At 66.8% G+C, this 23480-nt stretch carries 15 protein-coding genes and 1 pseudogene; 8 read left to right on the top strand and 8 right to left on the bottom strand.

Annotation, left to right across the window (positions count from 1 at the left end; all coding sequences use genetic code 11):
- The 3 genes and pseudogenes from SP5_RS09355 to pnp form a co-directional block, all read left to right on the top strand.
- Positions 1-502, top strand: a pseudogene (locus SP5_RS09355) (tRNA pseudouridine(55) synthase TruB); the annotation flags it as partial.
- Between the two features lie 12 nt (positions 503-514).
- Entirely contained in the window at positions 515-784 is a 270-nt protein-coding gene (gene rpsO, locus SP5_RS09350; RefSeq protein ID WP_007406197.1) for a 30S ribosomal protein S15, read from the top strand.
- 246 nt (positions 785-1030) lie between these two features.
- Complete coding sequence (gene pnp / locus SP5_RS09345; RefSeq protein WP_042487445.1) at positions 1031-3358, top strand: polyribonucleotide nucleotidyltransferase; 2328 nt, start codon at positions 1031-1033, stop codon at positions 3356-3358.
- A gap of 201 nt (positions 3359-3559) precedes the next feature.
- On the opposite strand, the gene SP5_RS09340 is transcribed toward pnp, so the two are convergent.
- From SP5_RS09340 to SP5_RS09320, 5 genes are all read right to left on the bottom strand, one after another.
- Positions 3560-4369 carry an alpha/beta hydrolase gene (locus tag SP5_RS09340; protein ID WP_217995692.1) on the bottom strand — a complete coding sequence of 270 codons (810 nt, stop codon included), beginning with the start codon at positions 4367-4369 and terminating at the stop codon, positions 3560-3562.
- Positions 4370-4449: 80 nt separating this feature from the next.
- Entirely contained in the window at positions 4450-5442 is a 993-nt protein-coding gene (locus SP5_RS09335; protein WP_042487442.1) for a glycosyltransferase family 2 protein, read from the bottom strand.
- A 34-nt stretch (positions 5443-5476) separates the two neighbouring features.
- The gene (locus tag SP5_RS09330) at positions 5477-6892 is read right to left on the bottom strand and encodes a M48 family metalloprotease (RefSeq protein WP_042487440.1); all 1416 of its coding nucleotides are present in this window, start codon (positions 6890-6892) and stop codon (positions 5477-5479) included.
- Positions 6893-7363: 471 nt separating this feature from the next.
- On the bottom strand, positions 7364-9463 hold the full coding sequence (locus tag SP5_RS09325) for a RelA/SpoT family protein (RefSeq protein WP_042487439.1): 2100 nt from the start codon (positions 9461-9463) through the stop codon (positions 7364-7366).
- Between the two features lie 300 nt (positions 9464-9763).
- On the bottom strand, positions 9764-12175 hold the full coding sequence (locus tag SP5_RS09320; protein WP_174435527.1) for a ligase-associated DNA damage response DEXH box helicase: 2412 nt from the start codon (positions 12173-12175) through the stop codon (positions 9764-9766).
- Between the two features lie 19 nt (positions 12176-12194).
- Here SP5_RS09320 and SP5_RS09315 point away from each other — a divergent pair, with 19 nt between their 5' ends.
- Positions 12195-13193, top strand: a complete 999-nt coding sequence (locus SP5_RS09315) for a ligase-associated DNA damage response exonuclease (protein WP_042487436.1) — start codon at positions 12195-12197, stop codon at positions 13191-13193.
- A gap of 109 nt (positions 13194-13302) precedes the next feature.
- Here the strand turns inward: SP5_RS09315 and mdoH are convergent, their stop codons facing one another.
- Together mdoH and SP5_RS09305 are read right to left on the bottom strand one after the other, a co-directional pair.
- The gene (gene mdoH / locus SP5_RS09310) at positions 13303-15102 is read right to left on the bottom strand and encodes a glucans biosynthesis glucosyltransferase MdoH (protein WP_084220628.1); all 1800 of its coding nucleotides are present in this window, start codon (positions 15100-15102) and stop codon (positions 13303-13305) included.
- Positions 15099-16667: an OpgD/OpgG family glucan biosynthesis protein gene (locus tag SP5_RS09305; RefSeq protein ID WP_245613447.1), complete on the bottom strand. Its 1569-nt coding sequence runs from the start codon at positions 16665-16667 to the stop codon at positions 15099-15101. Before SP5_RS09305 ends, mdoH begins: the two co-directional genes overlap by 4 nt.
- Positions 16668-16832: 165 nt before the next feature.
- Here SP5_RS09305 and SP5_RS09300 point away from each other — a divergent pair, with 165 nt between their 5' ends.
- A complete protein-coding gene (locus SP5_RS09300; RefSeq protein WP_042487434.1) occupies positions 16833-19799 on the top strand; it encodes a TonB-dependent receptor domain-containing protein in 2967 nt (988 codons plus the stop codon).
- 109 nt (positions 19800-19908) lie between these two features.
- Here the strand turns inward: SP5_RS09300 and SP5_RS09295 are convergent, their stop codons facing one another.
- Complete coding sequence (locus SP5_RS09295; RefSeq protein WP_042487433.1) at positions 19909-20514, bottom strand: TlpA family protein disulfide reductase; 606 nt, start codon at positions 20512-20514, stop codon at positions 19909-19911.
- Between the two features lie 16 nt (positions 20515-20530).
- Here SP5_RS09295 and argH point away from each other — a divergent pair, with 16 nt between their 5' ends.
- The 3 genes from argH to lysA are packed head-to-tail and all read left to right on the top strand — an operon-like array spanning position 20531 to position 23393.
- A complete protein-coding gene (gene argH / locus SP5_RS09290) occupies positions 20531-21898 on the top strand; it encodes an argininosuccinate lyase (RefSeq protein ID WP_084220627.1) in 1368 nt (455 codons plus the stop codon).
- Positions 21895-22131, top strand: a complete 237-nt coding sequence (locus tag SP5_RS09285; protein WP_042487426.1) for a hypothetical protein — start codon at positions 21895-21897, stop codon at positions 22129-22131. The genes argH and SP5_RS09285 overlap by 4 nt, the downstream gene beginning before the upstream one ends.
- The gene (lysA, locus tag SP5_RS09280; protein ID WP_042487424.1) at positions 22131-23393 is read left to right on the top strand and encodes a diaminopimelate decarboxylase; all 1263 of its coding nucleotides are present in this window, start codon (positions 22131-22133) and stop codon (positions 23391-23393) included. Before SP5_RS09285 ends, lysA begins: the two co-directional genes overlap by 1 nt.
- The last annotated feature ends 87 nt before the right edge of the window (positions 23394-23480 follow it).

The following is a 23480-nucleotide window of genomic DNA, read 5'->3' as shown; positions in this document are numbered from 1 at the left end:
GGGGGGGGGGGGGGAGCCACTGGGCGAGTCCCTCGCGGACGCCCCCCTCCACCATCCTTCGGATGGTCCCCCTCCCCGTGCCGGGGAGGATTGGCTGGAGGAGATCACCCTCACCGCGCACGTCTCCAAGGGCACCTATATCCGTTCGCTCGCCCGCGACATCGCGCTGGCGCTGGGCACGGTCGGCCATGTCACCATGCTCCGCCGCATCAAGGCGGGGCCGTTCACCCTGGCCCCGGCGATATCGCTGGACAAGTTGAACGAAATGGGGCAGGCGCGCACCCTTGAACAGATACTCCTGCCGCTGAGGGCGGGGCTGGACGACATCCCGGCTCTTGCTCTCGACCCCGACCAGGCAGGGGCGCTCCGTCAGGGGCGTGTGCTGGCCGGGATTGCCGTGGACGATGGCCAATATTTCGCGATGCTGGGGGACACCCCGGTGGCGCTGGTGGAGGCGCTGGACGAACAGGTCCGGGTCGTTCGGGGTTTCAACCTCGATTAAGAAAGGATCACGATGTCGATCACCGCTGAACGCCGCCAGGAAATCATCAAGGATCATGCCCGCGCCGAGGGTGACACGGGTTCGCCCGAAGTCCAGGTCGCGATCCTGACCCAGCGTATTCAGAACCTGACCGAGCACTTCAAGACCCACGCGAAGGACAACCATTCGCGTCGCGGCCTGCTGATGCTGGTCAACAAGCGCCGCTCGCTGCTCGACTATCTGCGTCACAAGGATGGCGACCGCTATCTGGCGCTGATCGCCAAGCTCGGCCTGCGCAAGTAAGCCACGGGCGATACGCCACGAGAAAGGGCACTCCCATCGGGGGGTGCCCTTTTTTGTTGGCTGGTGTATGAAGCACCGGGCCGACCGGATGCCGCAAGTGCGCATCCCCAAAGCCTTTATGTCATGAAACCCGTCGAACTGCGCGGGTAGGATCGGAGGATCGGCAATTCGGCCGAACTCCAGAGCCAATCTTGGCTCAACCCATAGGCCCCGGCGGGATAGGCCCGTCGGAGTGAAGGAAATTCCATGTTCAATACCAAGAAAGTGGCCATCGAGTGGGGCGGCAAGACGCTGACCCTCGAAACCGGCAAGGTGGCCCGTCAGGCCGACGGCGCGGTAATCGCGACGCTGGGCGAGACGGTGGTGCTGTGCGCCGTGACGGCCGCGAAGACTGTGAAGGAAGGGCAGGACTTCTTCCCGCTGACCGTTCACTATCAGGAAAAGTTCTCGTCGGCGGGCCGTATCCCCGGCGGTTTCTTCAAGCGCGAGCGTGGTGCTACCGAGCGTGAGACGCTGATCAGCCGCCTGATCGATCGTCCGATCCGCCCGCTCTTCCCCGAAGGTTTCTACAACGAGATCAACTGCATCTGTCAGGTGCTGTCGTATGACGGCGAGAACGAGCCCGACATCCTGGCGCTGGTCGCCGCGTCGGCCGCGCTCACCATCTCGGGCGTGCCCTTCATGGGTCCGATCGGCGCGGCGCGCGTCGGTTATGTCGATGGCGAGTATCAGCTGAACCCGACCGACGCCGAGGCGCTGGCCGGTGACCTGGATCTGGTCGTCGCCGCCACCCACGACGCGGTGATGATGGTCGAGTCGGAAGCCAAGGAGCTGTCCGAGGAAGTGATGCTGGGCGCCGTCATGTACGCGCACAAGGCATCGCAGCAGATCATCGACGCGATCATCGACTTGGCCGAGCAGGCCGCGAAGGATCCGTGGGAGCTGAAGGTCGGCGACGACCAGAAGGCGGTCAAGGCCGAGCTGAAGAAGCTGGTCGGCAAGGACATCACCGCGGCCTACAAGCTGACCGACAAGCAGCAGCGCCAGACCGCGCTGGGCGAAGCCCGCGCCAAGGCGAAGGCCGCCATGGCCGAGCGCAGCCCGCAGGAGCAGCTGGTCGCCGCCAAGCTCGTCAAGAAGCTGGAAGCCGAGATCGTCCGCACCGCGATCCTGAAGGACGGCCGCCGCATCGACGGTCGCTCGACCACCCAGATCCGTCCGATCGAGGCGGAGGTCCACTTCCTGCCGCGTTCGCACGGCTCGGCGCTATTCACGCGCGGCGAGACCCAGACGATCGCGACCACCACGCTGGGCACCCGCGACGCCGAGCAGATGATCGACGGTCTGAACGGCCTGTCGTACCAGCATTTCATGCTGCACTATAACTTCCCGCCCTATTCGGTCGGTGAAGTGGGCCGCTTCGGCGCGCCGGGCCGTCGCGAGATCGGCCATGGCAAGCTGGCATGGCGTGCGCTGCACCCGGTGCTGCCGACCAAGGAAGAGTTCCCCTACACGATCCGCGTGACCAGCGACATCACCGAGTCGAACGGCTCGTCGTCGATGGCCACCGTCTGCGGCGGTTCGCTGTCGCTGATGGATGCGGGCGTTCCGCTGAAGCGTCCGGTTTCGGGCATCGCCATGGGCCTGATCCTTGAGGGCAAGGACTTCGCCGTCCTGTCCGACATCCTGGGTGACGAGGATCACCTGGGCGACATGGACTTCAAGGTGGCGGGCACCTCCGAGGGCATCACCTCGCTCCAGATGGACATCAAGATCGCCGGTATCACCGAGGAGATCATGAAGGTCGCGCTGGCGCAGGCCAAGGAAGGCCGTGCGCACATCCTGGGCGAGATGAACAAGGCGCTGGGCGAGACCCGCACCGAGCTGTCGGCCCATGCCCCGCGCATCGAGACGATGACGATCGACAAGTCGAAGATCCGCGACGTGATCGGCACCGGCGGCAAGGTGATCCGCGAGATCGTCGCCACCACCGGCGCCAAGGTCGACATCGACGACGAGGGCGTGATCAAGATCAGCTCGTCGGACGGTTCGCAGATCGAAGCCGCGATGAACTGGATCAAGGGCATCGTCGAAGAGGCCGAGGTCGGCAAGATCTACAACGGCAAGGTCGTCAACCTGGTCGATTTCGGTGCGTTCGTGAACTTCATGGGCGGCAAGGACGGTCTGGTCCACGTCTCGGAGATCAAGAACGAGCGCGTCGAGAAGGTCTCGGACGTCCTGAGCGAAGGCCAGGAAGTCAAGGTCAAGGTCCTCGAGATCGATCCGCGCGGCAAGGTTCGCCTGTCGATGCGCGTCGTCGACCAGGAAACCGGCGAAGAGCTGGAGGACAACCGTCCGGCCCGCGAACCGCGTGAACCGCGCGGCGATCGTGGCCCGCGTGAAGGCGGTCGTGGTCCGCGTCGTGATGGCGGTGACCGTGGCGGCGAGCGCGGTGGCGAAGGCCGCAGCGGCCCGCGTCGCGACCGGGGCGACCGCCCCCGTCGCGAGGGCGGCGAGCAGGGCGGTTCGCCCGAATTCGCCGCGCCGGCCTTCCTGACCGGCGATCGCGACTGATCCTTTGCCATGAGGCAGGAAAAGGCTCGGGGGAAACCCCGGGCCTTTTTCGTGGGGGATTGCCCCTTCACCACCCGGCTGTGCCGGGCGGTCCCCCTCCCCATCAAAGATGGGGAGGATTTTATGTCACCCTATTCCTCCCCAAGCTATGCTTGGGGAGGGGGACCATGCGCAGCATGGTGGAGGGGCATCTGCCGACCCTCACCGCGAATGCGCGTCCATCCAGCGGGCAATCGCATCCACCACCTGATCCTCGATCCCGTAATAGCCATGCGGGGTCAGCGACCCGCAGGCCTTGTCCGAGCGAGTCACCCCGCCCGACACCGTCAGCACCTTTACCGTCGGGCTGTGAGTCATCGCGGCGGCGATACGCGGCGCATCGGCGGGCGGGGCGACATCGCAGGCATCGTCGCGATTGGCGACGACCAGCGCGGGCACCGTCACCCGTGCCGGATCGGCGTCGAACACCGTCTCATGACTGCCGCCCAGCACCGACACCGACTCGGTCAGCACCACCCCGGCGACGCTCCCCGGCACGGCATGGGCCGCGCCATTCATCGCCGCGATGGACCCCTGGCTGGTGCCGAGCAGAAAGACCGGCCCCGGCCCCTCACGATGCGCAAGCGCCACCAGATCGCCGATGACCCGCGCATAGCCCGGCGAGCTCCGGCGCCCCCGCATATTGTCCCCGCCCAGCGCATCGGGGATCAGGACGCCATAACCCCTGGCATTCCAGAGGCTGCGGGTTCGCACGACGAAATTGTCGCCATGCGCGGTCGCGCCGTCACGGCCGATCCCGACATCGCCCGCGCCGCCGGGCAGCATTACGATCATGCCCCGCGCGTCGGCCGGGACGGACAGCAGCACACGCTGCACCGCGCCGTTCGGTCGGGGCAGGTCGAGGATGCGGGTGGTGACGGATGCGAGCGGCACAGGGGCCTGCGCCGACAGGGGCAGGGGGTAAGCCGCCGATCCCGCCAGAACCAAACCGATCATCCACCACTTCGCCATCGCTCTGTCCCCTGCCGTTTGGGGGGCAGGACCATGCGCGGCCCGGCTTAACGCAGGCTGAGGACTTCGCCGTTCAATGGTCAGGCCGGGTCCTTGGCGCCCTCATGCGCGCTATAGCCCAGCCGGGCATGGCCCTGCACCGGCCCGGCGACATCGGCGACGAGGTAGAGCGGCCGCCGCTTCGACTCGATATAGAGCCGCCCCAGATATTCGCCGATCATGCCCAGCACGAACATCTGCACCGCGCCCAGGATGACGGTGACGAGCATGGTCGAGGTCCAGCCCTGCACCGCCGAGCCGGTCAGCCAGCCGATCGCGATATAGACGATCAGCAGCAACGACGCCGCCGTCAGCGCCAGGCCGATATGGCTGGCCCAGCGCAAGGGGGCGGTCGAGAAGCCCGTCACCGCGTCGAAGGCGAGCGCGATCATCTTGCCCAGCGGATAATGGGTTTCCCCCGCATGACGCTCGGCCCGGTCATAGGGGAAGGGAACCTGCCGGAAACCGACCCAGGCGACCATGCCGCGAATGAAGCGCGCCTGTTCGGGCAGCGATTGCAGCGCGTCGAGCGCACGGCGGCTCATCAGCCGGAAATCGCCGGTGTCGAGCGGGATCGGCGTGTCGGTCAGCCGGTCGAGCATCCGGTAGAAGATCGCCGCCGTCGCTTTCTTGAACAGCGTTTCCCCGGCCCGCTTGCGGCGCACGGCATAGACCACGTCCGCCCCCTGCGCCGCCATGGTCGCGCGCATCTCGGTCAGCAGTTCGGGCGGGTCCTGCAGATCGGCGTCGATGATCAGGATCTGCTCGCCTGCGCACAGGTCGAGCCCTGCGGTGAGCGCCAACTGATGGCCATGGTTGCGCGACAGGTTGATCGCGACCAGATGGGGATCGGCGTCGGCCAGCCGCTGCATCACCGACCAGCTATCGTCCTTCGACCCGTCGTTGATGAGGACGATCTCATAATCCTCACCCACCGCCGCACGCGCCGCGCCCGAGATGCGCGCGTGCAGCACGTCCAGACAGGCGGCTTCGTTATAGCAGGGGACGACGACGGACAGGGCAGGGCGCTTCATGACGCCGCCGGTTTAGCGGCGTCGAAGCCGTCCGTCACCCGTTGACGACCAACTTGACCAAACGGCCGGGCACCAGCGCTTGTTCCGGGTCCAGGCCGTTGAGCGTGATGAAGCGTTCGCGCTTGTAATCCGGAAAGGCCATGCGCGCCGACAGGCTGTCGATCGTGTCCCCCGCCTTCACCGTGACGATGCTGACCCTCTTGCCGCGAATGGCATTGGCCTCGGCGGTCGAGAGCGGCGCGACCGAGGCGAGCAGCGGCTGGAACGGCCCGATGCCTGAGCCTGCGGGCGTGACCAGCGTGAAGGTGTAGGTCGCCGAGGGGAAACGGTATGCGACCACCGTGGCATCGACGGCGCGGTTGTTGGCGGCGGCGCGGGTGGTGACCCAGGCATAGGGGATGCCGTTGGCCGTGCCGTTCTGAAGCTGGCCCGAGGGGGTGCCGGTGCCGAGCTGTCCGAAGCGCTGGGTGATCGCCTGGCCGAGGTCGTTGCCCTGCGCCAGCCGCATCTCGGCCTGTCCGCCCTGGCCGACCACCGTCACCGCGTCGCTGCCATTGGCGATGGCATAGCCGCCGGGGGCCGTGAATTTCAGCTTGAGGCCGGGATGGCGGAAGGTCTGGCCGTCGACGATGCCCTCCCTGGGATCGTCGCCATAGGGCAGGCCGTCCAGCATCCGGAGGAACGCGGTGTCCTGCGGCGGGGTGGTTTCCGGGCGGCCGGTCTGCTTGGCGAGCGCGGCGGCGCGGCGCACGCGGTCGGCGCTGTTCGGGTGGGTCGAGGCCCAGGTGGGGATGGCGTTGGCGTCCTTGCCCGCCGTGCGCGCGGCGAGGTTGCTCGATGCGGCCAGCGAGGCGAGCATGTCGGCCGAGGCATAGGGGTCGTATCCGGCCGCCGTCATGTAACGGATGCCGAGGCCGTCGGCCTGATATTCCTGATCGCGGCCATATTTCAGCGTGTAGAGCTGCGCACCGGTGCCGACCAGCTGGGTCGCGATATTGCTGCCGGTCAGCAGGCCCGCCCCCGCCGCCAGGATCGAGCCGATGGTCGAGCGGGTGTTGCGGCTTTGCGAGTGGCGCGCGGCGACATGGCCGACCTCATGCCCCAGCACCGAGGCGAGTTCGGCCTCCGAGTTCATCAGCGCCAGCAGCTGGCGCGTGACATAGATATAGCCGCCGGGGATGGCGAAGGCGTTCTCGACCGGCGAGTTGAGCGTGGTGACGGTGAAGTCCCCTTGCGCGTTCGACAGACCCGATTGGACCGCGACCCGCTTGCCCACCCGTTCGACGAACGCGGCCTGCGGGCCGGTATAGCGACCGCCATATTGCTTGACGAGTTCGGGGTTGGCCTGCGCCCCTTGCGCCTTGTCCGAGGCGGAGATGGAGCGCGTGGTCTGCGCCGCGACGGGGGCGGCGACGAGCGCGAGCATGGCGGCGGCGGTGACGAAACGCATCGGTGATGGACTCCCTGTTCGCGCTTTTCAAAGCGCGTGGCGGGCGCGGGTTCCAGCTTTTTGTTACGGGGGCGTCATTCTGGTGTCAGGATCGTCCCCAACAGCGTGGCGTACCCCGGCGAAGGCCGGGGTCCAGTTTCTTCTCGGTTTGTGATGCGCGAAACGATGCGGGGGAGGCACCTGCCTTGCGCCATCGATCCGTCATCGCAACTGGCCCCGGCCTTCGCCGGGGAACAGGCAGAATTGGTTCGTGCGGAGCGCGGAGATTGTTAGGGTTCTGCGCAGATTCAGGCGCTTCTATTGGTCTTCGTTTCATAATTTCCTCCCCCTGCAAGGGGAGGGGGACCAGCGAAGCTGGTGGAGGGGTGTCCCGCTATCGAGAGGGCGACACCCCTCCGTCAGGGCTTCGCCCTGCCACCTCCCCTTCCAGGGGAGGAAAGGCGGGCCTTCCGCGCCGCGCCTCTGCGCGAGCTAAACCCGCTCCACCAGGCTCACCACATCCGCCGCGCGCAACGCGGCGATCAGGCGCATCAGGTGTTGCAGGTCGTGTACCTCGACATCGATCAGGTTGGTGTGGAAGCGCGTGTCGCGCGTATCCAGCCGGACGTTGATGATGTTGGCCTTATGCTGGCCGATGATCGTCGCCAGGATGCCCAGCGCGCCGGGTTCGTTCTTGACCATGACCGAGATGCGCGCGGTCGCGCCCTCGCTGTCGTCGCCCCAGGACACGTCGACCCAGTCGGTTTCCTCGTCGGTCCGGTCGGCCAGTTCGGCGAGCACCGGGCACTGGATCGCATGCACCTCGATCCCCGCATCGGGGCGGCGGAGACCCACGATGCGGTCGCCCGGCACCGGGTGACAGCATTGCGCCAGGTCATAGGCGACGCCCGGCGTCAGCCCCTTGATCGAGATGGCGCTCGACTGCGGCGGCAGGGCGACGACGTCCGCGCCTGCCGATCCGGGCATCAGCGCTTCCATCACGGCGGCGTCGGACACGGTGCGCCGGGCGATCGCGATCATCAGATGCGCCTCGTCGGGAATCTTCAGCCGTTGCAGCGCATGGGTCAGCGCATCCGGCCCGATCTGGGCGGGCAGGCGCCGGACAATATCCTCGTACAGCTTGGTGCCGAGCGTCACCTGCTCGTCACGCTCGGCATGGCGCAGGTGGCGGCGGATCGCGGCCAGCGCCTTGCCGGTGATCGCCAGGTTCAGCCAGTTGGCCTGCGGGGTCTGTCCGGCCGATCGCAGGATCTGCACCTGGTCGCCGTTCAAGATGACGGTCGACAGCGGCACGACTCGGCCATTGAGCTTCGCCCCCACCGCCTGGTCGCCCAGATCGGTGTGGACGGCATAGGCGAAGTCGATCGGCGTCGCGCCCTTGGGCAGCTGGATCAGCTCGCCCTTGGGGGTGAAGGCGAAGATGCGATCCTGGTACATCGCCATCTTCGTATGCTCGATCAGCTCTTCGGGGCTGTCCGAGGTGTCGAGGATCTCGACCAGGTCGCGAATCCAGCTGACCTGCGCGTCGTGGCGTGTCGCCTGCTTGTAGGTCCAGTGCGCGGCCAGGCCGAAATCGGCCTCTGCATGCATTTCGGGGGTGCGAATCTGAATCTCGATGCGCGCATTGTCGGCATGGATCACGCTGGTGTGCAGCGAGCGGTATCCGTTGCGCTTGGGCGTCGAGATATAATCCTTGAACCGCCCCGGCACCATCGGCCAGCGGCGATGGATCAGGCCGAGCGCGCGGTAGCAATCCTCTTCCGTGGGCACGATCGCGCGGAACGCCATGACGTCGGACAGCTGCTCGAAGCTGATGTGCCGCTCGTTCATCTTGCGGAAGATCGAGAAGGCCGACTTCTCGCGCCCCGTCACGTCCGCCTCGACGCCGCCGCGCGACATCAGCAGCTTGAGGCCCGAGGCGATCTTGGCGATCCGGTCGCCGCCGCCTTCCTTCATCTGCGCGAGGCGCAGCGTGATCGACTCATAGGCTTCGGGTTCGAGTTGCTGGAAGGAGAGCATCTGCATCTCCTTCATGAACTCGTACATGCCGATCCGCTCGGCGAGCGGGGCATAGATGTCCATCGTCTCCTTCGCGATGCGGCGGCGCTTTTCCGGCTTCGCGATGTGATGGAGGGTGCGCATGTTGTGGAGACGATCGGCCAGCTTCACCAGCAGGACGCGGATATCGTCCGACATGGCGAGCAGGAATTTGCGCAGATTCTCGGCGGCGCGCTCGCTCTCGGTCTGCGCCTCGATCTTGGACAGCTTGGTGACGCCGTCGACCAGCCGCGCGACATTGGGACCGAACAGCCGCTCGATCTCGTCATAGGTGGCGACGGTATCCTCGATCGTGTCGTGCAGGATCGCGGTCGCGATCGTCTCGTCATCCAGATGCAGGTCGGTCAGGATGCCTGCGACCTCGATCGGATGGCTGAAATAGGGATCACCCGAGGCACGCTTCTGGCTGCCATGCGCCTTCATCGAGAAGACATAGGCGCGGTTCAGCAGCGCCTCGTCGGCCTGGGGGTCATAGTCGAGCACGCGGTCGACGAGTTCATACTGGCGGAGCACGATATCAGATTTGCGTGGTAGGGATGGGCATTGCAACATTTTTGATGCGATCAGGGTGATCGGATGGGTTTGTTTCCTTTTTAAGCCCCTCCCATCTTCTTAGCCCTTCTCCCGGCAGGGGGAGGGGTTGGGGAGGGGTTGGGGAGGGGCAAGGGCCACAGGGGCTGGTCTCGGTGAGACACCGTGCCCTCCCCCATCCCCTCCCGTTTACGGGGGGGGGGAGCGGCAAGACGTCAGGGTTTCCCATACTGAACCTCCGTTCCGCCTGAGCGAAGTCGAAGGCCACGGGAATCCCTCACCTCACGCCCCCATCGCCTCCGCCGCCAGCGTCTCGGCCTCGATCAACAGGTCATCATCCGCACTGCCGGTCGAAACCTTCTCGCGCCCGATCAGGACCAGCACCGGCACCGCCAGCGGGCTGACCCGCTCCAGATCGACATGCAGCATCGTACCCCCCGCCCGATCGAGCAGGTTCGCCAGCCGCCCAACATCGGTCATCCGCGCCCGCGCATCGTCCCACGCCGCCTGGAGCAGCAGATGCCCCGGCTCGTACTTGCGCAACACGTCGTAGATAAGGTCGGTCGAGAAGGTCACCTGACGCCCGGTCTTGCGCTTGCCGGGATGCTGGCGCTCGACCAGCCCACCGATCACCGCCACCTCGCGAAAGGCGCGCTTGAGCAGATGCGATTGCTGCACCCAGTCGACGAACTCGTTTTCGAGGATGTCGGGGGAGAACAGGCTGGCCGGGTCCGTCACCTTCTCCAGCCCGTAACAGGCCAGCGCATAGTCGCTGGCGACGAAGCCCAGCGGCTTCAGCCCCTGCGCCTCCATCCGCCTTGTGATCAGCATCCCCAGCGACTGGTGCGCGTTCCAGCCTTCAAAGCTGTAGGCCACCATGTAATGCCGCCCCTCGCGCGGGAAGGTCTCGACCAGCAATTGGCCGGGGCGAGGCAGGACCGAGCGGCGGTCCTGCATCTCCAGCCAGTCGTGAACATCGGGGGGAAAGCGATCCCATTCGCGGCGGTCGGCGAGAAACCCGCGTACCCGATCGGCCAAACTGGTCGAGAGCGGCATCCGGCTACCGCCATAGGTCGGGATGCGCGCGGGGCGGGAAGTCGCGCGGACGATCAGGTCCTCGCCGTCGATCGACTCCACCTCCAGGCTGAGTCCGGCGAAGAAGAAGGTGTCGCCCGGTGCGAGGGTGGCGGCAAAGCCTTCCTCGACCCGGCCCAGCTGGCGGCCGTTGCGGAAGCGGACCTTGAGCATCGTCGCCTCGACGATGATTCCGGCGTTCAGGCGGTGCTGGGCGACGAATTGCGGATGGGTGACGCGCCACAGCCCGTCGGGTTGCTGCACCAGCCGCTTGAACTTGTCATAGGCGCGCAGCGAATAGCCGCCGTCCGCGATGAAATGCAGCACCCGGTCGAAGGTCGCGTCGTCCAGCGCCGAATAGGGCATGGCCGAGCGGATTTCGTCGAGCAGCGCGCCCTGCTCGAACGGCGCGGCGCAGGCACAGGCCATGACATGCTGCGCCAGCACGTCGAGCGCGCCGCGGCGGAAAAGGTCGGGGTCCAGCTCGCCCGCCTCCACCGCGTCGAGCGCGGCGCGCGCCTCCAGATATTCGAAGCGGTTGCCGGGGACCAGGATGGCGCGGCTCGATTCGTCCAGCCGGTGATTGGCGCGGCCGATGCGTTGCAACAGGCGCGACGACCCCTTGGGCGCGCCCATCTGGATCACGCAATCGACATCGCCCCAGTCGACGCCCAGGTCGAGGCTGGCGGTCGCGACCAGCGCGCGGAGTTGCCCGTCCGCCATCGCGCCCTCGACCTTCTGCCGCGCCTCCAGCGAGAGCGAGCCGTGATGGACGCCGATCGGCAGGCTCTTGTCGTTCGCCTTCCACAAATCCTGGAAGATCAGCTCGGCCAGACTGCGCGTGTTGCAGAAGACGATGGTGGTCCGGTTCGCCTCGATCACCCGCATCACCTGGGCGGCGGCATAGCGGCCCGAATGGCCCGCCCAGGGGACACGGTCCTCGGGCAGCAGGATCGATATGTCCGGCGGCGCACCCGGCTCGCCGGTGACGAGGCCTACCGCGTCGATATCGCCATCGGGGGCGAGCCATGCGCGGTAGCCGTCCGGGTCCGCCACCGTTGCCGACAGCGCGACACGGCGCAGATCGGGGGACAGGCGCTGCAACCGTGCCATGCACAGGGACAGCAGGTCACCGCGCTTGCCGGTGGCGAATGCATGGACTTCGTCCACGACGATGGTCTTCAGTCCGGCGAACAGGGCCGCGGCATCGGGATAGCTGAGCAACAGCGACAGCGATTCCGGCGTGGTCAGCAATATCTGCGGCGGCTTGACCCGTTGCCGCGCCTTCTTGTCCGACGAAGTGTCGCCGGTCCGCGTCTCGACTCGTATATCGAGGCCCATTTCCTCGATCGGCGTGACGAGGTTGCGGCGAATGTCGACCGCCAGTGCCTTCAAGGGCGAGACATAGAGGGTGTGCAGCCCCTCGGACGGGCGCTCGATCAACTCGGTCAGGGTCGGCAGGAACCCCGCCAACGTCTTGCCCGCGCCCGTCGTCGCGACCAGCAAGGCGTGCCGTCCGGCGCGGGCTTCCTCCAGCATCGCCAGCTGGTGCGTGCGCGGGTGCCAGCCCTTGGCGGCGAACCAGTCGGTCAGGGCGGGGGGAAGGGAACCGGGGGGCATCCCGAAGGATATAGGTATCATGGTCAAGCTCGGCGACTGGATACAGCCCCATAAACACGGGATTTACATAGGCCCCGCCGATGTGTGGGTCGATCCGTCCGAACCGGAGCCGAAGGCGCTGGTGACTCACGGCCATGCCGACCATGCGCGCGGCGGGCACGGCACGGTCTGGGCGACGCCCGAGACGCTGGCGATCATGGCGGCGCGCTACGGCCCGCAAAACGGGGTGGAGGTCGCCTATGGGGAGACCATCCGGCTGGGCGAGGTCGAGGTGGGCTTTGTCCCCGCGGGCCATGTGCTGGGATCGGCGCAGATCGTGCTCGACTATCGCGGCGAGCGGGTGGTGGTGTCGGGCGATTACAAGCGCCGCGCCGACCCGACCTGTGCGGCGTTCGAGCCGGTGAAGTGCGATGTCTTCGTCACCGAGGCAACCTTCGCGCTGCCCGTCTTCCGTCATCCCGAGACCGGCGACGAGATCGACAAGCTGATCGCGCGGCTCCACGCCAATCCGACGCGCTGCGTGCTGGTCGGTGCCTATGCGCTGGGCAAGGCGCAACGGGTGATCGCGGAATTGCGCGTGCGCGGGCATGAGGCGCCCATCTATCTCCACGGTGCGCTGGCGCGGTTATGCGCACTCTATCAGGAGTTGGGCGTCGATCTGGGCGAGCTGCGCATGGTGGCGGACACGCCCAAGGCCGAGATGGCGGGGCATGTCGTCATGTGCCCGCCGGGTGCGCTCAACGATCGCTGGTCGCGACGGTTGCCCGATCCGATCACCGCCATGGCCAGCGGCTGGATGCGGGTGCGCCAGCGCGCGCGACAGAAGAATGTCGAGCTGCCGCTGATCCTGTCCGACCATGCCGATTGGGACGAACTCACCCAGACGCTGACCGAGATCGCCCCGCGCGAAGTGTGGGTGACGCATGGCCGCGAGGAGGCGTTGGTCCACTGGTGCGAGACGCGGCAGATGAAGGCGCGGGCCTTGGCGCTGGTGGGGTTCGAGGATGAGGATGATTGAGGGGGTGTAGCGTGGGCTTCGACTTCGCTCAGCCTGAACGGAGCGGGGGAATGGGTCTGGATTCAAAACCCCGTTCAGGCTGAGCGAAGTCGAAGCCCAAGGGGATCCCTCAAACCATCGCCAAGGGTCGGGCCGGTTCCGCCACCACCGACCCCGGCACCGCGAACACGCCCTTCCTGGCCAACTGTTCGCCCGGCCGAACCTTCGCGGTTTCCATCGCCAGCCACGGCGACAGCAACAGTCCTAAAGTCACCGGCGACAGCCACGCCCCCAGCATCGGGTTCAGGAACGACACGGCCACCAACACCACGCCGATTCCCAGATGCCAGCGATAGCGTGGCATCGCGTCGGCCGCCGCCAGCCCGTCGCGCACCCGGCTCTGCGGGTTCCAGCCCGATGGCTTGCCGCGCACGATGTTAATGAGGTCGATCGTCTGGGTCAGCGCAATCGCGGGCGCGGTCAGGATCGACAGCGGCACGTCGAGCGCCACCGAGGACAGGATGCCGCGCACCCCGCCATAGCTCGCCCGGCGGTCGCGGTCCGCCATCGCCCAGATCATGCTGAGGATCTTCGGTCCGAACAGCAGCACCAGAGTCACCGCCAGCACCCGCGCCGACGTCACGGCCCGCACCGTCCGGTCATCGTCCGACAGACTCTGCGCGATCGAGGTGGCGATCAGGACCAGCCAGGCGGGCGACATCAGATAGGCGGTGGCGCCGATCAGCAGCTGCAACCGGCTGATCCAGTGGAAACCGCTCGACCCCAGCAGCTTGAGATGCTGGATATTGCCCTGTGCCCAGCGCCGGTCACGCACCGCCTGGTCGATCAGGGTCGGGGGGAACTCCTCGAAACTGTCCTCGACCATCAGCATGTGCAGCCGCCAGCCGCGCCGCCGGAGCAGCGCCGCCTCGACCATGTCGTGGCTCATGATCGTGCCGCCAAAGGGCGGGCGTCCGGGCAGGTCGGGCAGGCCGCAGCTTTCGGCAAAGGCGCGGATGCGGATCAGGGCATTATGGCCCCAGAAGGTCGACTCCGATCCCGACCACCAGACCAGCCCGGCGGTCGAGATCGGCCCGTAGAAGCGGCTGGCGAACTGCATCCAGCGCTGGAAGAAGGTCGCCGCGCCGATGATCATCGGCACCGTCTGGAGGAGCGCGATGGAGGGGCGCTGCTCCATGATCTGCGCCATGCCGACGATCGTGTCGCCGCCCATCAGGCTGTCGGCGTCGAGCATCAGCATGAAATCATAGGCCGCGCCGTGATTGCGGATCCACTCGGCGACATTGCCCGGCTTGCGCCCGGTATTCTCGGTCCGACGGCGATAATAGAGCGGCACGCGCAGCCGGGGGGCGAGGCGTTCCCAGGCGGCGCGCTCCTCGGCTTCGGCGGCTTCGCCCGAATCGGACAGCACGAAAAAGGCGAAGCGGTCGGCGGCGCCCGCCCGGTCGATCATCATGGCCATGCGCGCGATCCGATCATAGACCGCGTCGACATCCTCGTTATGCACCGGCACCAGCACCGCCGTGCGCGCGGTCGGCGGCGCGGCTCCCTTGGGCGCAGGCGTGATGCCGGGATGCGCGCCTGAGATCAGCAGGATGAAGCCGATCGCCGCCGTCACGAAGCCGAACGAGATCCAGGCGAACAGCGGGAAGAACAACAGGAGCAGCAGCCCGTCGAGCAGGCTGAACCCGTCACTCAACAACGCCTCCTTGACCGAGGCGGAGGCGGCGGTGGCCAGCAGCCCGGTCAGCAGGACCAGCAACAGGCGGCGCGTCAATATGTCGTCGGGCGACAGGTTGACGCCCTCGCGCGGTTCGGGTGCGTTATGCGGCGGCGGCAGGCCGTCGAACCGCTGCACCGCCATGGTCAGCGGGGCGGGCGGCGGCATCATCGCGGGCCTGTCGGTCATGGCAGGAAGACCGGCATCAACACCGTCTCGCTCAGCGCCCGGGCCTGCTGCTTCAGGTACAGGCGGACATCGGCCGGGCCTTGGCCCTGGGGGGCGATATCGGCGGTCACGCGCCAGCGGTTCGACTGGCCGACGACCGGATAGGCGGCTTGGGCCAGCAGATTGCCGCGCGCGACGGAAATATCGGCGGTGACGCCGCTCTGCCGGTCGAGCCCGGCCAGGGTAGGGCCGGTGAAATCGACGACCAGCTTGCGCGCGCCCGGCGTCGGTTCCGCACCCGGTCGACCGGCATCGCCCGTCCAGCTGTCGACCGCATGGGCGATGGCGGGCACGACGGTCGGGTCGGTGGAGGTCCAGCTCAGCCGGTAATCGAATTGCCGCTTCTGCCCGGCCCTGGGCGCGTCGGCGGGGTTCCAGAAGGCGACGATATTGTCGACCGTCTCGCTCGCGGTCGGGAAGGCATAGAGCATGACCTGCCCACGCCCCCAGTCGCCCTGCGGCTGCACCCACAGGTTCGCGCGACGGTCGTAAAACGCCCCGTCATCCTGATAATGGTCGAAGTCGCGGTCACGCTGGAGCAACCCGAAGCCGCGCGGGTTGGTGTCGACAAAGCTGTCGAGGGTGGGGCGGGGTGGGTTGACCAAAGGCCGCCACAAGCGCTCGCCCGCGCCGGTCTGCAGCGCCAGCCCGTCCGAATCGTGGATCTCGGGCCGCCAGTCGCGCGCGGCGGTGCGATTGCCCTCGCCATACCAGAACATGCTGGTCGCGGGCGCGATGCCCAGCCGCTCGACGTCGCGGCGAAAGAACAGGACGGCGGACACGCGCTGCTCGACGCCGCCCGCGCCCTTTTGCGACTCGATCCGGTACGCGCCGCTGACGCTGGGTCCGTCGAGCAGCGCATGGACGGTATAGCCTTGCGCGCCCGTCCGTTCGATCCAGAAGTCGGTAAAGGCGGGAAATTCCTCGCGCCCGTCGATGCCGGTGTCGATGGCGATCCCCCGCGCCGACAGACCATATTGGTCCTGCGCGCCCGCCGTGCGGAAATAGGACGCACCCTGAAAGGCCAGCCAGTCGCTCTTCCCGTCCGCCGTCATCGCGCGGAACCCGGCGATGCCCAGCGGCGGGGCATGGCCCGCCTCGGCGGTGAACAGCGAGGGGGAGAAGGGAACGGCGCGGGCCTGGCCATTCTCGACGATATGGATGCCGACCGGGATGGGGGCATAGCGGCCCAGCGGAAACAGCCGGATACCCCCGGCCAATGTCCGATCGTCGCGGTAGCGGATGGTGCCGACCGCGTCATAGCCGATGGCCTCCGCCGCCGCGACCTTGGCCGGTGCCCGATAAGGCTGCCGCGCCAGCGCCTCGGCCCGGGCTTGCAGTCCAGCCCAGGAAAAGGGCGTGGGCGCGCCCAGCGTCACGGCCCCGGCGGCCGCCTGTGCGGCGACACGGCCGGCGGCGGTTGGGGTCAGACCCAGAACGGCAAGCGCCGCGACCAGTTCTCGACGATTGGCCTGCATCATCGGCTTCAGCATCTCCCGTAACGCCCAGAGCGGATCGCGCATCATGGCTGCGCAGGCCCGGTCGATTGTGCAACGCAGCGTGCGGCGATCGGTTGCCGGGGCACGATCAGATGGCCAATCGTACCGGGATTGTCATACCGTATATTATATTTGACGACTGCTCCGTTTTTTGTCAGGAGAAACACAATAAAATCAATTGGGGGCATTTTCATGATTGGAAATTACCGCAGCCTGGCCTGCTCGGCTGGAGCTATTGCGATCGCGCTGCTTTCGGTTTCGCCAGCTTATGCGCAGGTCAACCCGGTGTCCGACCAGCCCCAGGATGCGCGCTGCGTCCCTGATCAGCCCTGTCCGCCCGAAACGGACTCGACCGAAGGCGAGGCGATCGTCGTCACCGGCACCCGGCTTCAGCGCCCCAATTTCACCAGCAACAGCCCGCTGACCGTCGTCGACGCGACGGAGATTCGCTATCAGGGCGCGATCCAGGTCGAAAACGTGCTGAACCGCCTGCCGCAGGTGACGCCGGATGCGAACGAGAACGGCTCGAACGGGTCGGACGGCACGGCGCGCGTCAATCTGCGCAACCTGGGCAGCAACCGGAACCTCGTGCTGGTCAACGGCCAGCGCATGTTGCCGGTGCAGGCCAACGACCTGAACTTCATCCCGGCCGCGCTCATCAAGCGGGTCGATGTCGTCACCGGCGGCGCGTCGGCGGTCTATGGTTCGGACGCGATTTCGGGCGTCGTGAACTTCATCCTGCGCGACGACCTGAACGGCGTGCGCACCGACGTCCAGTACGGCTTCGCCCAGCACCAGAACGACAACGCCTTCGCGCGCGGCGTGCAGAGCCAGGCCAATTACCGCCTCGCCCAGCCGATGATCCTCGACGGCCAGAAGCTGGACGTGAACGTCGCCTTCGGCACCAACTTCCCTGACGGGCGGGGCAATGTGACCGCCTATTTCGGCTATCGCGACACCAAGCCGGTGCTGCAGGGCGACCGCGACGTGTCCTCCTGCGCCTTCGATCCGGCGGGGACGGGCAATTCGACGCTGACCTGCGGCGGCTCCAGCAACAACCAGTACGGCCTGTTCGATCCGATCACCGGGCCGAACGCCGATGCGGGCCGGTTCAACAACACGCGCGACGGCAACCGGACCTGGGTGCCGTACGACTCCAGCTTCCGCTACAATTACGCGCCGCTCAACTATTTCCAGCGCAACGACACCCGCTACACCGCCGGTGCCTTTGCCAAATATGAGATTTCGCCCGCGATCGAAGCCTATGGCAGCTTCATGTTCATGGACGACCACACCAATTCACAGGTCGCCCCGTCCGCATTGTTCCAGGGCTATACCTACTCGATCAACTGCGACAATCCGTTCCTGAGCGCGCAGCAGGGCCAGATTCTGTGCGGCAACGCCTATGGCACCAATGCCACGCAACAGGCCTATATCGGCTATCGCCCCGTTGCCGGGAATGCCCGCCCGCGTCGTGACGACCTGCGCCACACCGATTTCCGCGTCACCGGCGGGGTTCGTGGCGAGATCGCGCCGGGCATCCGTTACGACGCCAACGCGCTGTTCTCGACGGTTCTCTATAACGAGACCTATGAGAACGACATTGACCCGTCGCGTGCCAATCGCGGCATTCAGGTCGTCAACGTCAACGGCACCCCGACCTGCAAGTCGGTGATCGACGGCAGCGACCCGCAATGCGTGCCGCTCGACATCTTCCGCTATAACGGCATCTCGGACGCGGCGTTCGGCTATATCTATGCGCCGACCTCGACCCGCGGCGTCGACCGCGAAACCGTGCTCAGCGGCAATATCAGCGCGGACCTGGGCACCTATGGCGTCAAGTCGCCCTGGTCGGACGACGGCATCGGCGTCGTGCTGGGCATCGAGCATCGCTATGAGAGCCTGGAGTTCAAGGCCGACGCGCTGGCACTGCAAAAGGGGACCAAGGAAACCCAGGGCCGCTTCGACGTGAACGAGGTGTTCGCCGAAATCGAAGTGCCGATCATCCAGAACAAGCCGTTCGTCAAGGAACTGGCACTGAACGCGGGGTATCGCGGATCGGACTATTCCAACCTGTCCAAGATCGTGTCGACCTACAAGGCCGAGCTGTCCTGGGCGCCAAGCAGCGATATCCGCCTGCGCGGCAGCTATAACCGCGCGATCCGCGCCGCCAACGTGTCCGAGCTGTTCGGGCCGCAGTTCAACGGCAATGTCAGCGCGCAGGACCCCTGTGCCACCGCGACGCCGACCGCGACCTTCGCCCAGTGCGCCCGCACCGGCGTGACCCAGGCGCAATATGGCCGCATCACCGACTGCCCTGCGGAAACCTGCACCGCGCAGTTCGGCGGCAACCCGGCGCTGAAGCCCGAAACGGCCGACACGCTGACCGCCGGTATCGTGTTCACGCCGACCTTCCTGCGCCGCCTGTCGCTGACCGTCGATTATTTCGACATCAAGGTGCGCGACTATATCAGCTCGATTTCGGTGTCGCAGACGATCAGCCAGTGCATCGCGACCGGCAATCCGTTCTTCTGCAACCTGTTCAAGCGTGATCCGCGCGGCGGCATCATCTTCGGCGATCAGGGCTATATCGTCTCGACGACGCAGAATACCGGCTCGCTGCGCACCTCGGGCGTCGATTTCGGCCTCAGCTATTCGCAGCCGCTGGGCGGCGCGGGGTCGCTCGCCGTCGATTTCCAGGGGACCTGGAACCGCAAGCTGGTGAACGAGCCGGTGCCCGGCCTCGGCTCGTTCGATTGCGTCGGCTATTTCGGCCCGACCTGCGGCCAGCCCATGCCCGAATGGCGCCACCAGTCGCGCTTCACCTGGACCGATGCGGCCAAGGTCGGCTCGATCTCGCTGAACTGGCGCTATATCGGCCCGACCAAGCTGACCAACAATTCGACCGACCCGAACTTCGCGAACACGCCGTCGATCTTCAACAGTCGGATCAAGGCGTACAATTATTTCGACCTGGCGGGCACGGCCAAAGTGCAGGACGGCATCACCTTCCGCGCCGGTGTGAACAACCTGTTCGACCGGGACCCGCCGATCATCGCGCAGGGCCTGCTGGCCGCGTTCGGCAACGGCAACACCTATCCGGGTATGTACGATGCGGTGGGCCGCACCGTGTTCATCGGCCTGACGGCGGAGTTCTGATGCCAAAAGGGGGTGGTCCAGCGCCGCCCCCGATCCAACCACTTTACCCTAGCCTGCCCCGTCCGGTTCACGCCGGGCGGGGATTTTTCTGCGGGGCGGGGCGTCCGGCTTACCTCGCCTCGGCCAGCAGCGTGGTCGCCTCGGCCCCGGCCCAGTCGAAGCCGCCGGTTACGCGCCAGATTTCCTTGCCGTCCGCGCCGTACAGGATCGTGGTCGGCAGATTGGCCTTGTAGTGGACGCTCAGGGTCAGTTTCGGGTCGAGATAGATGGGCAGCGCGTCCAGCTTCTTGCCCGCCAGGAACGGTTTCACCTTGGCCATGTCGTCCTGCGCCACGGCGATCACCGCGACCTTGCCCTTCAGCCGCTGGGCGGTGGCGGCGAGCGTCGGCATCTCCGCGACGCACGGCCCGCACCAGGTCGCCCAGAGGTTGACCAGCACCGGCCGCCCCCGGAAATCGGCCAGGCTCGTCGGTTTGCCGTCCATGGCGGTGAAGCCGAGCAGCGGCGCGGCCTCGCCCTTGTGGCTGCGGTCGACCGCACCGGCGGGCCTGGGGGCTTCCACGGCCGACGTGCCGGACGCCTCGCCGCTGGTCACCTCGCCGCTCGAAACTTCACCGCTGGAGGTGTTGGCGGCTTGCTCCGGGGCGGGGCTTTGCTTATCGCACCCGGCGACCATCAGCCCTAGGAGACAGGCGATCACGGTACGCGACGACATGGGCGGCTCCAACGCAATGTGGGGCGGGCGCTTCGCAGAAGGTCCCGCCGCAGTGATGCGCGAGATAAACGCGTCCATCCCCTTCGACAAGCGATTGTGGAAACAGGACATCGCCGGGTCGAAAGCGCATGTCGCGATGCTGGGCAAACAGGGCATCGTCTCGGCCGAAGATGCCGCGACGATTGCGGCCGGGCTGGATCGGGTCGCCGAGGACTATGCCGCGAACGGCGTGTCCGAGGACCTAACCCTCGAAGACATCCATATGCAGACTGAGGCGAAGCTTAGCCAGCTGATCGGCCCGGTCGCGGGGCGTCTGCACACCGCGCGGTCGCGCAACGACCAGGTGGCGACCGACTTCCGCCTGTGGGTGCGTGACGCGATCGACGAGACGCTGGCGGCGCTGGGCGCCTTGCGGGGCGCGTTGCTGACCCGCGCCGAGGAGCATGCCGACAGCGTGATGCCGGGCTTCACGCACCTCCAGTCCGCGCAGCCGGTGACGCTGGGCCATCACCTGATGGCCTATCACGAGATGATCGTGCGCGACGCCAGCCGCTTCGTCGCGGCGCGCGCGCGGATGAACCAGTGTCCCCTCGGCTCGGCAGCGCTGGCGGGGACGGGCTTTCCGGTCGACCGCCACATGACGGCGCAGGCGCTGGGGTTCGACGAGCCGACGCGCAACTCGCTGGATGCGGTCAGCGACCGGGACTTCGCGATCGATTATCTGCAGGCGGCGACCAATTGCTCGCTGCACCTGTCGCGGCTGGCCGAGGAGTTCGTGCTATGGGCGTCGCAGCCCTTCGGCTTCGTTGCGCTGTCCGACCAATGGTCGACCGGCAGCTCGATCATGCCGCAGAAGCGCAATCCCGACGCGGCCGAGCTGGTGCGCGGCCATGCCGGGCGGATCATGGGCTGCATGACCAGCCTGATGGTCACGATGAAGGGCCTGCCGCTCGCCTATTCCAAGGACATGCAGGACGACAAGCCGCCGGTGTTCGAGGCGCACGACCTGCTGGCGCTGTCGATCGCGGCGATGACCGGCATGGTTGAAAGCGCGACCTTCCGCACCGAACGGATGCGGGCCGTGGCGGAGGCGGGCTTCTCGACCGCGACCGATCTGGCCGATTGGCTGGTGCGGGTCGGCGGCATTCCCTTCCGCGAGGCGCATCACATCACCGGCCGTGCGGTGAAGCTGGCCGAGGAGAAGGGCGTGATGCTGCACCAGCTGGGACTCGACGAGCTGACCGGCATCGATGGGCGGATCGATGAGCGCATCTACGACGTGCTGTCGGTCGATGCCTCGGTCGCCAGCCGGGTCAGCTTCGGCGGCACCGCGCCCGCCAATGTCCGCGCCGCCATCGCGACCGCACGGGGCCTGCGCGCATGAAGCCCGCACTCGCCCTGCTGGTCGCGCTGGCGCTGACCGGCTGTGGCGCGGCCAACCGGCTGCAACCGGCCAAGGGCGAGAGCCTGCCGGTCGCGCCGCGCGGCGCCACCGCGACCCCGACGCCGCAGCAATTGCTGACGGCCACCCCCCAACAACGCCCGCAGCGCTCCGACGAACTGATGACCCAGTCGCAGGACCGGCGCTCGGACGAATTTGATTTGCCCCCCCGCTGATGGACCATTTTCACTTCTCGAACGGCGAACTCCATGTGGAGGACGTGCCCGTATCCCGGATCGCGGCCGAAGTCGGTACGCCGGTGTACATCTATTCCGCCTCGACCTTCCGCCGTCATGCGCAGGTGTTCCGCGAGGGGCTGAGCGCCCTGCCGCGCGTCCATCTCGCCTATGCGATCAAGGCGAATCCGAACATCGCCGTGCTGCGCGTGCTGGCCGATGAGGGTTACGGCGCGGACGTCGTGTCGGTGGGCGAGATGCGCCGGGCGCTAGCGGCAGGCATGAAGCCGGAGGACATCGTGTTCTCCGGCGTCGGCAAGACCCGAGCCGAGCTGGTCGCGGCGCTGGAAGCCGGGATCGGCCAGTTCAACCTGGAGCTGGAGGAAGAGGGCGCGGTCCTGGCCGAGCTGGCGCATGAGCGCGGGCTTGTCGCCCCCGCCACGCTGCGCGTGAACCCGGACGTCGATGCGGGCACCCATGCCAAGATCTCGACCGGGCGCAAGGAGAACAAGTTCGGCGTGCCGATCGACCAGGCGCTCGGCATGTTCGATCGTCTGGCGGGGCTGCCCGGCATCGACCTGAAGGGTGTCGCCTGCCACATCGGCAGCCAGCTGGGCGATCTTGCGCCGCTGGAGGCCGCGTATAAGCGCGTCGGTGAGTTGGTGGCCGAACTGCGCGGGGCGGGGCACCGCATTACCCGTGTCGATCTCGGCGGCGGACTGGGCGTTCCCTACAAGCCGGGCGACGTGATGCCCGCACCCGCCGCTTATGGCGAGATGGTCGCGCGCGTGACGAAGGACTGGGATGTCGAACTGATGTTCGAGCCGGGCCGGGTGATCGCGGGCAATGCCGGGGTGCTGGCGACCGAAGTCGTCTGGGTGAAGCCCGGCGTTGCCAACCCGTACGTCATCGTCGATGCGGCGATGAACGACCTGATGCGGCCTGCACTGTATGACGCGCATCACGATTTCGTCGCGGTCCGCCCGACCGGCGAGACGATGATGGCGAATATCGCGGGGCCGGTGTGCGAGACGGGCGATACCTTCGCCATGAATCGCGAGATCGACGCGGTGAAGTCAGGCGACCTGGCCGTGTTCCGCACCGCCGGGGCTTATGGCGCGACCATGGCGTCGACCTATAACAGCCGCCCATTGGTGCCCGAGGTGATGGTCGAGGGTGACCGCTTCGCCGTCGTCGCCGACCGCATCGCCGCCGAGACGATCATCGCCGCCGAGCGTGTGCCGGAGTGGCTGAAGAAGTGACGGCACCCGCCCCATTCCTCCCCAAGCTTTGCTTGGGGAGGGGGACCGTCGCGCCAGCGATGGTGGAGGGGCAGGACGGACCGGCCA

The sequence above is a fragment of the Sphingomonas parapaucimobilis NBRC 15100 genome (genome assembly GCF_000787715.1).
GTDB lineage: Bacteria > Pseudomonadota > Alphaproteobacteria > Sphingomonadales > Sphingomonadaceae > Sphingomonas > Sphingomonas parapaucimobilis.
This window is presented reverse-complemented; position numbering and strand designations above follow the sequence as displayed.